This window comes from Bradyrhizobium sp. CCBAU 45389 (assembly GCF_028128625.1).
Classification (GTDB): Bacteria; Pseudomonadota; Alphaproteobacteria; order Rhizobiales; family Xanthobacteraceae; genus Bradyrhizobium; species Bradyrhizobium liaoningense_B.
On the sequence record NZ_LBIY01000098.1, the window covers coordinates 621,580 to 634,353 of the forward strand.

Here is a 12,774-nt window from a genome sequence, read left to right on the forward strand (position 1 = left end):
GTGAGAGCGGCCTCGATACCCGTAAATAATGCATTTTATTGGCACGGTCGCCGACGACACACCGCTAGCCCCCTCCCTGCTGGCCGACGTTGCTTGGACGAGGAAATTGCCTCTCCGTCCTCATCCGCGAGGCGTCGATTGCGCGATGTGCCGGGGAAAGGAGCTCCGCAGCCATGTTGACTGCGGAGCACAAGTCCAGGGAGGAAACGCCGAGAAGGGCGCACGGTGATCTCATCGACCGCCGCTTGTCTCCGGAAAGACCAACGACGTCTCTGGAGATTGCAGGGAGCGGCATTCGCGCCGCTCTATTCACGAAATATTCTTGCGCTTGTCTCTCAGACGATTTGCGGTGTTCGCCTCACAGCTTGAGGGCAAACGGATCACGCTCCTCGTTTGAGAAATCGATCATGACGTTCTTGGTCTGCAGGAATTCGTCCAGTGCCGCGACGCCGCGCTCCTTGCCAAATCCGGACTCCTTGAACCCGCCGAAAGGAGCCATGGCGCTGGAGGCACGGTAAGTGTTCACCCAAACAGTTCCTGCGTGGACCGCCCGCGAGACGCGCAACGCGCGCGACAGGTTCGTCGTCCAGACTCCGGACGCCAGGCCATACTTGCTATCGTTCGCAATACTGATCGCCTGTTCCTCGGTGTCGAAGGGAATGATCGACAGCACGGGCCCGAACACCTCTTCCTGAGCAATCGTCATCCTGTTCTCGACAGCGGTGAAGATGGTCGGCTCGATGAAGAGACCCTTCCCCAGATCACCGCCTGTCGCAGGCTTTCCGCCGCAAGCGAGAACCGCTCCCTCCTTCTGGGCATCGCCGATGCATTTGAGGATCCGGTCGAACTGCGGCTCGTTCGCCACGGTTCCCATATCGGTCGTCTTGTCCAAGGGGTTGCCCAGCCTGATCTTCCGAGCGCGGGCGACGAGCCGCTTCACGATCTCATCATGGATCGAACGCTGAACAAGCAACCGCGAGCCAGCGATGCAGGTTTGCCCCGTTGCACCGAAAATGCCGGCGAGAGCACCAACCGTCGCCTTATCGAGATCCGCATCCTCGAATATCACGTTGGGAGACTTTCCACCCAGCTCGAGCGTCACCGGGACAAGCGAGCGCCCGGCCTCCGCTGCAATCTGTCGACCGACATTCGGGCTCCCCGTGAAACTGACCCGATCGATTCGGCCGCCCGTGAGCAGCGCCTGCCCCGTCCTGTAGTCGCCGGTCACGACGTTGACGACACCGGCCGGAAAGCCGGCCTCCCGGACCAGTTCGGCGAATTCCAGCGTCGTCACGGATGCATGCTCGGATGGCTTGATGACGACGCAATTGCCAGCCGCGAGCGCCGGAGCGAGCTTGTTGGCGAGCAGGCCCATCGGCGAATTCCACGCCGTGATCAGAACCGCAACGCCGATCGGTTCCCGACGCGTGAAGTCGAACACATCGCGCTGGTCCAGCGGAATGGTATCGCCAAAGATCTTGTCGGCGCAGCCCGCGAAAAACCGGTAGGCGCGCGCGGCAAAATGCATCTGCCCGTGCGTCTCGCGGATGATCTTGCCGTTGTCGGTGCTCTCCATGATCGCCATGCGCTCGGCTTGCGCATCAAGCAGGTCGGCCAAGCGGTTCAGCAAATTCGCCCGGGCGAGCCCGGTCGTCTTGCTCCAGACGGCGTCATAGGCTCTCCTGGCTGCCGCGATCGCATCGGCGACCTGCGCGGAGGTCGCCTGCGCCACGAACGCCCATTCCTCGCGGCTATAGGGATTGATGGCGGAAAACCATTCCTGGTTCGCCGCGGTCACCGTTTCGTTGGCGATGGCAATCCCGTACTTCTTTATTGGCATGATCCGTCATCTCCGCAATTGGCGAATTGTTGTGTGTTCGGTCCGGACAGCACGTCCCGCGCTGGCCTTCTTCTCGATTGATTGGGTTTCAGGCGGGATGTCCGATCGGATCGGCGTCCAATCGCGCGATCCCGTCGAGCCCTTCGCGCGCGGCAGGGAATAGCGACAGCACCTGCCGATCATGGCCTGGAATGATGTGGGACGGGCTGTCGGCCAGTTTCTGGATGACCGCGAATCCGTTCAGCATCTGCTTCATGTCGAACAGCACCGGGAATGGCCGACGCTGCAGGATGTTGGCGTAATAGTGCGAAGCGTCCGAGGCGAGCACGACGTGCCCGCGACGCGTCTTCACCCTCACAACCTGGAGTCCTGCGGTGTGGCCACCCAGCCAATGCAGCGATATTCCGTCGTCGAAATCGGAATTTGGATCGTGAAGGGTCACACGGCCTTCGAAGTTTCGCCTGACGATGTAACTGACATCCTCGGCGTTATACGCCCTACTTTGCTGGGCGTCGCACATGCAGCGGCCGGTGCAGAAATGCATCTCGCGCTCCTGCACGTGATAGCGGGCCTGCGGCAACAGATCGTGATTGCCGGCATGGTCCCAGTGCATGTGGGTCAGGATGACGTCTTTGACGCTCTCGGGGGTGATCCCGATCTGCTTCAGCCCCTCGGCGACCGGTCGCGTGACGGCATAGTTGCGCGCCTTGCCGGCCTTCTCGTCGAAGCCGGTATCGACGATCACCGTACGGTCCCGGCCAACCAGCGCCCAGACGAAGAAGTCGATCGGCATCGGAGTGTCCGGCGCGTCGTTCTCGATGAAGTTCTCCGACGAGCGGCGCTCGTCCTTCCTGGCGTACCGGATCGCGTAGATCTCATACTCGGACATGTCATCACTCACTGGCGCTCGATGCCGGCTTCCCTCGTTGTCGTCGCCCAGAGCTCCATGTCATCCTTGACATGTTTGGCGAAATCCGCCGGCCCGATCCACTGCGCCTCGAAGCCGATATCGGCGAGGCGTTTGCGGATCTCGGGTTCTGCGAGCACCTCGCGCACGCCTTCGGCGAGTTTTGCAACGATCTCGGGCGGCGTATCCTTGGGAGCAAAGAGCCCGCTCCATGCGGAAATATTGATGAACGTGACACCTCCCTCCTTCATGGTCGGGATATCGGGGAAACGCGACGCGCGGTCCGGGCTTATGGTCGCGAGCGCGCGGGCCTGACCGGCCTCGACCTGGGAGACCGCCGGCGCCATATCCATGAATGTCATGGACACGCGTTGTGCGATGATGTCGGTGACGACTTGCGGGCTGTTTCGATAGGGGACGGCGGCAATGTCGATCCCCGCCCGCCGCTTGAACGCTTCGCCGGACAGTTGGCCAAGCGCATTGGCATATCCGAACGTCAGAGTGCCGGGCTTGCTCTTCGCGAGGGCCACGAGGTCGGCCACATTCTTGACGGGCAATCCGGGGTCGATGATCAGAAAATACGGAAACAGGCCGAACTGCGAAATGGGAGCGAAGTCGGCGACGGGATCGTATTGGATCGATTTCAGCATGCTGGGGTTTGCCGCATGGGTCGACGTCCCGCCGACCAGCAACGTGTAGCCGTCAGGCGCGGAACGCGCGGCAGCCGTCGCACCCAGTGCCCCGTTCGCGCCGACGCGGTTGTCGATGACGATCGTCGTCTTCAGCAGCTCGGACAGCCGCTGAAACACGATGCGGGCAACGCCGTCGGTGCCGCTGCCGGGGGCGAACGGCGCGATGACGGTGATGCGCTGTGAGGGATAGCTTTCCGCCGCGACTGCCTGATTCCAATGTGAAACGAACAGCGCGATCGCCAACACCAATACCCGCACAGAACCCTCCCATTGATCGTCTTCTATTGCTTGAACCTGCGAGGCGGCGCCCGGCCGCCGTCGCATATCGATCACGACTTGTTCGCGCGCTCGATGATCTTGACGATGACCGGCCAGTAATTGGCGCCAAAGCCGGCTCGAGAGGCTTCAGTCAGAAGACTGGCGCCGAGCGCCGCTTCCCTCGCCTCGATCCCTGCGTCCTTTGCCATATCGAGCGCGTAGGAAACGTCCTTGTGCATATAATCGGTCGAGAACACCCGCTCCGGAAACTCCTGCGCCAACACCGCCTTGTAACCGTGATTGCGCAGCGCAAAGCTGTCGGCCGAGCCCTTGGAGAAGGCGTCGAACAAGGTTTCGGTGGATACGCCCGCCGACTTTGCGATCGCGGCGGCTTCACACAGCGCGGTCACGGTCCCGACCACGACCATGTTGTTGAGGATCTTCACCACCTGGCCCGATCCGACGTCGCCGCAATGGGTCACTTCGCTGGCAAAACAGCGCAGCAACGGCTCGATGCGCGCGAACACCTCCGCGGTCGCCCCCACTGAAATCGCAAGCGTCCCCGCTTCGGCCGCCGCCCGCGTCCGTGCAACGGGCGCATCGGCATAGTCGGCTCCCTTTGCGCCGAAGGCGCCGGCCAGCTCGCGGGTCAGTTTCAGCGGGCTGGTCGAGAGGTCGACGATGGTCTGGCCGGCGCGGGCGAACTCCAGGAGCCCTCCCGGCATCTCGCATATCTTCTTCAGGTGCTCGCCGCTCGGCATGGAAATGAAGACGACATCGGCTTTGGCGAGTCCCGCGATCGAGCCGGCGTCGACCCCGCCGGCTTGAACCAGGCGCGCCACGGGCTCGGTGTTGATGTCGTGGATCAGGACCTTCTGCTTCGTCTTCTGCACGAGGTGCCGGCACATGGGTTCACCCATGACGCCCAAACCGATGAAGCCGAAAGTCGAAGAGCCAGTCATAACAAAACTCCGGAATTTTTGGACAGACACATTCAGATGCCGAGATAGGCGCGCCGCACATAATCGCTGGCCAGAAGGTCCTTGCCCTTCCCGCTCAGCGCGACCGCGCCGGTCTCCAGCACATACGCCTCGTTGCAGAGATTCAATGCAAGCTTTGCATTCTGCTCGACCAGGATGATCGACATGCCGATATCGCGGTTGATGTCGACGATGATGCGCGCGATCTCGTCGACAATGATCGGAGCCAACCCGAGCGACGGTTCATCCAGCAGCAACAGCCGCGGCCTGGCCATCAGCGCGCGGCCGATGGCCACCATCTGCTGCTCGCCGCCCGACAGCGAACCGGCCATCTGGCCCCTTCGCTCCACGAGGCGGGGAAAATATCCGTAAATCTGGTCCAGCGTCTTTCTCTGGTCCGCCTTGTCCCTCTGCGAGTAGCCACCCACCAGAAGATTGTCGAGCACACTCATCTGCGGGAACACACGCCGTCCTTCGGGTGACAGTGCGATACCACGCCCAACGCGCTGCGGCGCGGAGGCCCCATCGATGCGCTTGCCGTCGAAATAGATCTCTCCGCCACTCACGGGCTTCAGGCCGATGATGGCCTTCATCGTGGTGGTCTTGCCCGCTCCGTTCGAACCGATGAGGGAGACGATCGCTCCGTCGGCAACGGACAGGCTCAAGTTGCGGACCGCCGTGAGCGGACCGTAGGCGACGTTTATTCCGCGAACGTCAAGCATGGACCGCTTCCTTGCCGAGATATGCCTCGATCACGACCGGGTTCGACACGACGTCCGCAGGCGTTCCCTGTGCGATCAGCGTCCCGTGATCGAGCACCACGACGCGATTGCAGAGGCCCATGACGGTACGCATGTGATGCTCGACCATCACCATCGTGACGCCACGCTCGGACTTGACCCGGCGGAGAACCGAGGCGAGCTCGGCCGCCTCCTCCGGATTGAGGCCGGCGACCGGCTCATCGAGCATCAGGAGCCTGGGCTCGCTGGCAAGCGCGATGGCGACGCCGAGGCGGCGCTGCTCGCCATAGGACAGTTCGCGTGCCTTCAGGCCGGCGCGGCGTGTCAGCCCGAACAGATCGAGCACACGGTGCGCTTTCTCTTCGGCCGCCGCCCGCCATTTGTTCGAGAGAAATCCTCCCCACAGGCCGGTCAGGTTCGAGGCCAGCGTGCCACGCGCGACATTTTCGATGACCGTCGCCTCCGGGTAGATGGTCGCAGCCTGGAAGGTCCGCGAAAGCCCCTGGCGAACCGTTTGATTGGCTGGCTGCCCGGAAATGTCCCGCCCCAGGAACCGCACGATGCCGGCCGATGGACTGAGAACGCCCGAAATCACGTTGAACAGCGTGGTCTTGCCGGCGCCGTTCGGTCCGATGAGGCCGAGAAAGTCGCCCTCGTTGACTTCGAAGGATACGTTGCGAACGGCGACAAGACCGCCGAAGGAACGCTTCAAGCTATCGACTTCGAGCATGCTCATGGCACTTCCTCGGCCACGCGCGCAGCGCTGGTTGTCGTAACCCGTTGGCGCGAACGCCAGGTCTGAATGAGGCTCGCGAGCCCGTTCGGAACGAACATCAGGCAGAGCACGAGCACGGCCCCGTAGATGATATGCTGCAGTCCTTCGGTGGAGCGGAGGAGCTCCGGCAGCGGCGTCAGCACGAGAACCCCGACGACCGGCCCCAGCACCCCGTCCCGTCCGCCCACGACCAGCATGGTCAGGTAGGAAACCGACTCCCAGAACGTATAGGAATCCGGCGAGATAAATCGGAGATAGTGCGTCGACAACGCACCGGCGAAGCCCGCGATGCCGGATCCGACCGTGAAGGCAATCACCTGGACGCGATGCGTATCGATGCCGCTCGATTCGGTGAGCCGCTGGTTCTCGGCGGTCGCCGCCATCATCGTGCCGAGCGGCGAGCGATAGAGCAGCCAGGTCAACAGCAGCGTCGTCAGCGCACACACGAGCGCGAACGGATAGAATTGCGGCTTGGCGCGAAGGACGTAGCCGAAGATCGAAATCGGGGGCACACCGACGAGGCCGTTTGCACCACCGGTGATCGAGCTCATGTCCAGCGCCAGCAGCACCGCGATCTGGCTGAACGCAAAGGCGACCAGCACGAAATAGACGCCGCGCAAACGCAGGATGACCCAGCCAAGGGCCGCTGCGATGACGGCCGAGACGGCCGCAGCGATGAAGAGGGTCAGCAGGGGCGGCCAGCCCTTCATCGACAACAAGGCCGAGACATATCCGCCGACCAGCGCAAAGCCGCCATGGCCCATGGACAGCTGCCCCGCCCGAGCGATGATGGCAAGGCCCAGCACGAGCATCAGGTTGATGCAGCCGACGGTCGCCAGATGGATATAGAACTGGTTCGGAGCGAACCAGGGCAGCAGCACGGCGAGACCGACGGCCGCCGCAACTCCGACATAGGACATCGGCTTGGTTGTGGGAGGATTCACGCCTCACGCTCCTTTCGCCCCAACAGGCCTTGCGGACGCAGCAACACGACGGCGATCACGACGAGGAATTGAAGGATCTCCGATAGCGAGGCGCTCACGAACGTACCGGCGAAGCTCTCGATCAAGCCGATCAGCAATCCGCCCGCCACGGCGCCGGGAACGCTGCCGAGCCCACCGATGACGACGATCACGAAGGCTTTCAGCGTCGGCGCAAGGCCAATGAACGGAGAGACCGACAGGACCGGGGCCATGAGAACGCCGGCGAATGCCGCAAGGCTCACGCCCAGCACGAACGCGACGGGAAAGATGACGTCGACGCGGATGCCCTGCACCTGGGCAATCTCGGCGTCTTGGGCTACGGCGCGCATGGCCCGGCCAATCCTTGTATGGCCGATCAGCAGATTGAGCGACACGACGGCGACGATCGCTCCGATGATGACGACCAGTCGCGACCAGGGGAACACGATGCCGCCAACGGACAGCACCCCCGATACGACCGGCGGCACGGTGCGTGCGGACGATCCCCACATCAGCAGCGCGCTGTTCTGGAGGATGAGCGCGACGCCGACGGACGCGATCATCCCATTCAGCTCGTTGCCGCGAAACTTGCGGAAGACGATCCGCTCCATCAGCAGTCCCAGCAAGGCCGTGGCGCCAATGGCCAGCAGGACGCTGATGGAGAACGGCAAACCGTTGCTGCCGTAAAGGATCGCGAACAGGAATGCGCCGGCCATGTAGAACTCGCCATGCGCGAAATTCACGATGCGCATGATGCCAAACACCATGGTGAAGCCGATGGCCATCAGCACATAGATCATGCCGACCATGAGGCCGTTCACGATCGTCTGGACCAGGATGATATCCATGCTCACGGGATGACGACTCCAATCGTGTCAGTGAGGCGCAGGCGCGCCTCACCTGTTCCAGCGGTCGCTTATTTGCACGCGTTGACGTCGCAGGTTGCCACCTTCGTCACGACGCCGTCTTTCATCTGCCCGACATAGAATGGAAGATCGATCTGGTGCTTGACCCCGTACTTCTGCTCGCCGGTCCAGCCCGCCTTGCCCATCGCCGTGGGAACGTCGGACAGTCCGTCGAGCGTCGTTGCGATCTTGGTCGTGTCGTCAACGGTCCCGGCCTTCTTCATCGCGGTGAACAGCATCTGCAGGCCGGCATAGAAGAACGGACTGAACCCGTTCATGTTCGGCCCATACTTGGCCTTGAAGCGGGCGACATAGGCCGCCGTATCCGGCAGGCCGGTATCGATGGGCAGGTGCACGTAGACGCCTTCAGCCGCGTCCTTGCCCGCCACCTTCAGCATCTCGGCGGCGACATCGCCGCCCGTGACGAACACCGGACCGCGGTAGCCCAGTTCGCGGGCCTGCTTGAGAATGAGCCCCGCGGTGGTCGGGGAATTGCCGCCAAGCTCTAGCCCGTCGGCCTTGGTCAGAAGGCGAGTCAGAATCGGCACGAAGTCGACGCGCTCACGCTCGAAATACTCGACCTGCAGCTTCGCGCCGGCCTTGGCATAGGAGTTGAAATTCGCCACGCCGATTTGCTGTCCGGTTTCGTCATTGGGAAGCAGCGACACGACCTGCTTGGCGGACGTGTTCTTCATGAGCCAGGCCACCTGCGGATCGGAGAATTCGCCGGTGGTGATGACCGGCCGGTACGCGAAAGGCGCATCAGCGCCAAGCGCCCGCGGCGTGAAGGCCAGCGTCATGGTGATGACTTTTCCGGACGTCGTCTGATCCTTGGTCGCCACGGCCGCAGCCGAGCCCATCGGTCCGACCACGAAGTGAATTCCGTCCTGGATCATCAGGCGATCCATCGCGGTGACCGCGTCGGCAGCGCGGTAGCGGTCGTCATACTGCTTGATCAGGATCTTGTAGCGCTTGCCGGCGACTTCGAGGCCGCCACCCTTGTTGACATCCTCGGCAGCAAAGTCGGTGGCGGCGAGCATGCCCTCCGCAAACGCGGCACCGGCACCGGAAAAACTGGCGTGCACGCCGATCGTGACACTGTCTTCGGCCCTGGCCGCAGAACACATGACCGATGCGGCGAGTACGGCAACCAACTCAAGACGCTTCATTCCAATCTCTCCCCAGATGATATTTTTGTCGGCCTTGCTCTTGTTGTCTCAGGTAAGGCTTTGTCGTTGCGACGCGGCTTGGCCGCGTCGCGTTCATGCGCGGGTTCAGGGAACCCAGGTCGTCTCCTCCGGCTCGTGCGTTCCTCGCGCGGCGAAGACGACTTTCTTCGGCGCCGCCTGAGAGCTGCGCGCTTGCAACAGACGCGAGACCGTCGTGAGGTCCTTGACCTTGTCGATCGTCTCGAGCCGTTCGAACAGCGGAGCGATATAGTCGCGTGGCAGGGCAGCGCCGGCTTGCCGTTCGAACTGCTCCCAGAGATCGGCTCCTGGCGATGATTGAACTGCAAGAAGATCGAAAGCGGCCTCTCCTGGCGCTCCATCATTCGAGACCAGACCAGGAATCGCCTTTCCTTCGCTTCCGATCATCTCGGCGCAGGACGCTTCGTCCAAGGCTTCGGCGAGCAGAGCGGCCAGCAGTCCGCTGCGAAGGCTCAGACCAACCATGAGCGACGTTGCTCCGACCGGTCCGGCGACAGGACGGTCGACATTCGCCATCCGTGCCATCAGCAGCGCGGCTGCAATCTTCGGGCGGCTCAATTCGAGCACGCGCGCAGCGGCCGCGACGGCGCCGAACAAGGCGGCTCGGAGCTGGTCACCTTCCTTTGACAGCACCGGCACAAGAAGATGAGCGGCCTCCGCGCCCGATATCAGCGCATCCAGCAGGTCTTGTCCGGTTTTTCCGCGCTCCTCGCAGAGCCCGAAGAGCGCCACGATCCAGGCCGAATTCGCAGCATCGCGCGATGCTTCGGCTCCGGCCACCGCAGCTGCGGCATTGATCAACGCAGCATCGACCGCGCTCGTGCGTCGCTCGGTGCCGAAGACGAGCGACGCTCCCCCGCTCATCGCGACGCCGGAGGCACCCAGCAGCGCTTTCGTGATGGTGACTGGCGCACCGGACAGCGCCCGACCGAACGCTGTGATGACTGCTGCCTTGGCCTTTGCTGCAGCTTTTGCATCTCGCTGCGCTGAATCGAAAGAGCTGATCTGCTCCGCCAGGCGTTCGGCCCAGGCATCAGGTCTCGACATCGTGGTGCCGGCGCTCATCGCGACGCCACCGCTGCGACCGGCGCAACGCCCTGCTGCGCAGCTGCGTTTCGGCCTGCGATCCTGCCGAATGTTGCGCCCGAGACGAGGCCGGTGCCCGCCGGATAGTTGTCATAGAACAGACCGCCGACGAGCTCGCCGCAGCAGTACAATCCCTTGATCGGACGCCAGTCGGTGCCGATCACCTCGGCATTCTCGTTGATCTTGAGGCCACCGAACGTGAAGGTGATTCCGCCCGTCGCGCTGTAGGCATAATAGGGCGGCTTGTCGAGCTTCAGGGCCCAGTTGGTCTTTTCGAGATCGAGACCCTTGGTCGAAAGGCCGTCCTTCTTCGTGGGATCGAAGCCTTCGTCCGGCGCGCGGGCGTGATCGTTGAACTGCTGGACGGTCCTGAGCGCCTGCGCCTTGTCGTCGATATCGAGCTGCTCGATCAGATCCGCGAGAGAGCTCGCCTTGATGGGATCGCTGGTCGAATAGCGCGGCTCGAGCAGGTGGATCACCTTGCTGTCGAACAGCTGATACGCCTTGGCGCCCGGCTCGGCCAGAATGGCGCGGCCGAATTTGGCGTAGGTGAACAGCGCGCCGTCTTCGCCTTCATCGACGAAGCGCTTGCCCTTGCGATTGATCATCACCGAATAGACGTAGGACAGACGATTGCTGCGGTCGGTCATCTCGCGGGGCGCGAAGTCGCCCCAATCCGCACTGATCGGCGTTGCATGGCAGCCGCTCCACTGCCCCCACGGCATGGCGCCGATGGCGAGCGCCATCCGCAGACCGTCGCCCTGGTTGTGAGGCGTCCCGCGAACTTTCGCGGCGCCGACCAGCGGACCGATGTGCTGCGTGCGCATCTGAACGTTCGCCTCGAACCCGCCGCAGCCGAGCACGACGGCTTTCGCGCCGAGCGAGCGGACGCCTTCGTCGTCCTTGGTCTTGACGCCGACGACGCGGCCATTGTCGTCGACGAGCAGCTCCGAAACGGCGTTGCCGTAGCGAATCTCGATCCCCATGCGCTCGCAGGTCGAAAACCAGCTGCGCGACAGGCCGACACCCTCGTGCGCCGCGCGCACGACGAGGCCGCGCGCCCAGACCATCACGTTGTCCTTCTTGACGGCGGACAAGCTGATCGCCGGCTCCATCTTGATGCCGCCGGTATCCTTCATCCAGCGCACGGTCGCCTGCGAGTTCGACACGAGCAGACGAGACAAGGTCGGATCGGTGCGTCCGTTGGTGACGCGCACGAGATCGCCGTGAAAGTCTTCCTGCGTGTAGGGAGAAATGCCGTCGTAGAAATTCTCGAACTCGTCTTCGATGCCCGGCAGCAGAGCGCCGATCTCGCGCGGCTCGTCATAGGCGAAGCGCAGGACACCGCCGCTCCAATGCGTGTTTCCGCCTCGCATTTCGCGGGGAGCTTTCTCGAGAACGACGACACGATCCGCGCCGTTTTCTTTCGCTGAGACAGCCGCAGCCAGAGCGGCATTTCCCGCGCCAACGACGATCACGTCGAACTCTTCGTTCATTTCGGTTCCTTCCCGCCTACGCCTTCTGAACTTCTGTATTCTGATGGATACCAATGTATACATTGGAATGCAAGATAATTCGAAGCAATCCGGTTTTCCGGGAAAAACCTCGTAAAAACAGCCGGATATGGAAACTAATAAGAGTCAGGAGGCCGAACGAAGCGGCGCTGCAAGCAACAAGATCAGCATCGCTCGCAGGCCGGTTCAGACACCGTCCTGTTCGCGGCGCGCCTCCAGCTCCCGCTCTTTCGTCAGGATCGCGCGACGGGTCTCGAGCGCATTCAGGACATGGGTGCGCGCCAGGCGGTCAGCCTTCTCGCCGTCTCTCTGCGAAATCGCATGCACGATGGCGGCGTGCTCGGCCTGAGCGACAGCGAAACGGCCCTTGTCGGCCAACGTCGTCGGCCCCAGAAGCGCGATCGCATCTTGCAGAGCTGACAAGCTCTTTTCGAGATAGCGATTGTGGGCAGCGACCTGAATGGCGTCGTGCAATTCCCTGTTGTGCCGATAGAGCTTGACCGGCTCGCGATCGAGCTTTTCACCCTCGGCGACAAGTCTGGCCAGTGCGGCCAGATCTTTCGGACTCGCATGCTTTGCGGCCATCGCGGCCGCGGTGCCTTCGAGCGCTGCGCGCATCTCGTAGAGCTCTTCGACCGCATCCATGTCGAGAACGGACACGACAAGCCCGGTCCGCGGGCGAAGATCGAGCAAACCCTCGAGCTCGAGCCGCGTCAGCGCCTGGCGCGTTGGCGTTCGGCTGATGCCGAGATGTTCCGCCAATTCGACTTCGCGCATGCGCCGCCCTGGAGCAAAGCGCCCTTCGACGATCTCACGCCGCAGCGCCGCGTAGGCGTAGTCGGCAGCAGATGCGAACTTCGTGCGGTCCGGCAACACCATCTCGTCGGTCATGAAGGCTTTCCGATCT

Annotated in this window: 12 protein-coding genes; all 12 read right to left on the reverse strand. The window is 62.8% G+C overall.

From position 1 onward, the window contains the following. Positions 1–358: 358 nt before the first annotated feature. Positions 359–1,798: an aldehyde dehydrogenase gene (locus XH79_RS38945; RefSeq protein ID WP_271585134.1), complete on the reverse strand. Its 1,440-nt coding sequence runs from the start codon at positions 1,796–1,798 to the stop codon at positions 359–361. A gap of 130 nt (positions 1,799–1,928) precedes the next feature. Beyond that, positions 1,929–2,729 (reverse strand): N-acyl homoserine lactonase family protein, encoded by an 801-nt coding sequence (locus tag XH79_RS38950; RefSeq protein ID WP_271585135.1) that lies wholly within the window; start codon positions 2,727–2,729, stop codon positions 1,929–1,931. Between the two features lie 8 nt (positions 2,730–2,737). Then, positions 2,738–3,697, reverse strand: coding sequence for a Bug family tripartite tricarboxylate transporter substrate binding protein (locus XH79_RS38955; RefSeq protein WP_271585136.1), 960 nt, complete (start codon positions 3,695–3,697; stop codon positions 2,738–2,740). 71 nt (positions 3,698–3,768) lie between these two features. Beyond that, the gene (locus tag XH79_RS38960; protein ID WP_271585137.1) at positions 3,769–4,659 is read right to left on the reverse strand and encodes an NAD(P)-dependent oxidoreductase; all 891 of its coding nucleotides are present in this window, start codon (positions 4,657–4,659) and stop codon (positions 3,769–3,771) included. Positions 4,660–4,691: 32 nt separating this feature from the next. Further along, on the reverse strand, positions 4,692–5,399 hold the full coding sequence (locus XH79_RS38965; protein WP_271585138.1) for an ABC transporter ATP-binding protein: 708 nt from the start codon (positions 5,397–5,399) through the stop codon (positions 4,692–4,694). Continuing rightward, positions 5,392–6,153 carry an ABC transporter ATP-binding protein gene (locus XH79_RS38970; RefSeq protein ID WP_271585139.1) on the reverse strand — a complete coding sequence of 254 codons (762 nt, stop codon included), beginning with the start codon at positions 6,151–6,153 and terminating at the stop codon, positions 5,392–5,394. Before XH79_RS38970 ends, XH79_RS38965 begins: the two co-directional genes overlap by 8 nt. After that, complete coding sequence (locus tag XH79_RS38975) at positions 6,150–7,136, reverse strand: branched-chain amino acid ABC transporter permease (protein WP_271585140.1); 987 nt, start codon at positions 7,134–7,136, stop codon at positions 6,150–6,152. The genes XH79_RS38970 and XH79_RS38975 overlap by 4 nt, the downstream gene beginning before the upstream one ends. After that, positions 7,133–8,002: a branched-chain amino acid ABC transporter permease gene (locus XH79_RS38980; protein WP_245003501.1), complete on the reverse strand. Its 870-nt coding sequence runs from the start codon at positions 8,000–8,002 to the stop codon at positions 7,133–7,135. The genes XH79_RS38975 and XH79_RS38980 overlap by 4 nt, the downstream gene beginning before the upstream one ends. A 68-nt stretch (positions 8,003–8,070) precedes the next feature. Continuing rightward, on the reverse strand, positions 8,071–9,228 hold the full coding sequence (locus XH79_RS38985) for an ABC transporter substrate-binding protein (RefSeq protein ID WP_271585141.1): 1,158 nt from the start codon (positions 9,226–9,228) through the stop codon (positions 8,071–8,073). A gap of 105 nt (positions 9,229–9,333) precedes the next feature. Then, the gene (locus XH79_RS38990) at positions 9,334–10,332 is read right to left on the reverse strand and encodes an MmgE/PrpD family protein (protein WP_271585142.1); all 999 of its coding nucleotides are present in this window, start codon (positions 10,330–10,332) and stop codon (positions 9,334–9,336) included. After that, positions 10,329–11,849 (reverse strand): FAD-dependent tricarballylate dehydrogenase TcuA, encoded by a 1,521-nt coding sequence (tcuA, locus tag XH79_RS38995; RefSeq protein WP_271585143.1) that lies wholly within the window; start codon positions 11,847–11,849, stop codon positions 10,329–10,331. The genes XH79_RS38990 and tcuA overlap by 4 nt, the downstream gene beginning before the upstream one ends. 204 nt (positions 11,850–12,053) lie before the next feature. Beyond that, positions 12,054–12,758: a GntR family transcriptional regulator gene (locus XH79_RS39000; RefSeq protein ID WP_271585144.1), complete on the reverse strand. Its 705-nt coding sequence runs from the start codon at positions 12,756–12,758 to the stop codon at positions 12,054–12,056. Between the last annotated feature and the right edge of the window lie 16 nt (positions 12,759–12,774).

What these genes read in the sequence shown, in the direction of transcription:
- XH79_RS38960 (WP_271585137.1), bottom strand. Translation starts at nt 4,659, where the DNA reads ATGACTGGCTCTTCGACTTTCGGCTTCATCGGTTTGGGCGTCATGGGT.
- tcuA (WP_271585143.1), bottom strand. Translation starts at nt 11,849, where the DNA reads ATGAACGAAGAGTTCGACGTGATCGTCGTTGGCGCGGGAAATGCCGCT.
- XH79_RS38980 (WP_245003501.1), bottom strand. Translation starts at nt 8,002, where the DNA reads ATGGATATCATCCTGGTCCAGACGATCGTGAACGGCCTCATGGTCGGC.
- XH79_RS38985 (WP_271585141.1), bottom strand. Translation starts at nt 9,228, where the DNA reads ATGAAGCGTCTTGAGTTGGTTGCCGTACTCGCCGCATCGGTCATGTGT.
- XH79_RS38965 (WP_271585138.1), bottom strand. Translation starts at nt 5,399, where the DNA reads ATGCTTGACGTTCGCGGAATAAACGTCGCCTACGGTCCGCTCACGGCG.
- XH79_RS38990 (WP_271585142.1), bottom strand. Translation starts at nt 10,332, where the DNA reads ATGAGCGCCGGCACCACGATGTCGAGACCTGATGCCTGGGCCGAACGC.
- XH79_RS38950 (WP_271585135.1), bottom strand. Translation starts at nt 2,729, where the DNA reads ATGTCCGAGTATGAGATCTACGCGATCCGGTACGCCAGGAAGGACGAG.
- XH79_RS38970 (WP_271585139.1), bottom strand. Translation starts at nt 6,153, where the DNA reads ATGAGCATGCTCGAAGTCGATAGCTTGAAGCGTTCCTTCGGCGGTCTT.
- XH79_RS39000 (WP_271585144.1), bottom strand. Translation starts at nt 12,758, where the DNA reads ATGACCGACGAGATGGTGTTGCCGGACCGCACGAAGTTCGCATCTGCT.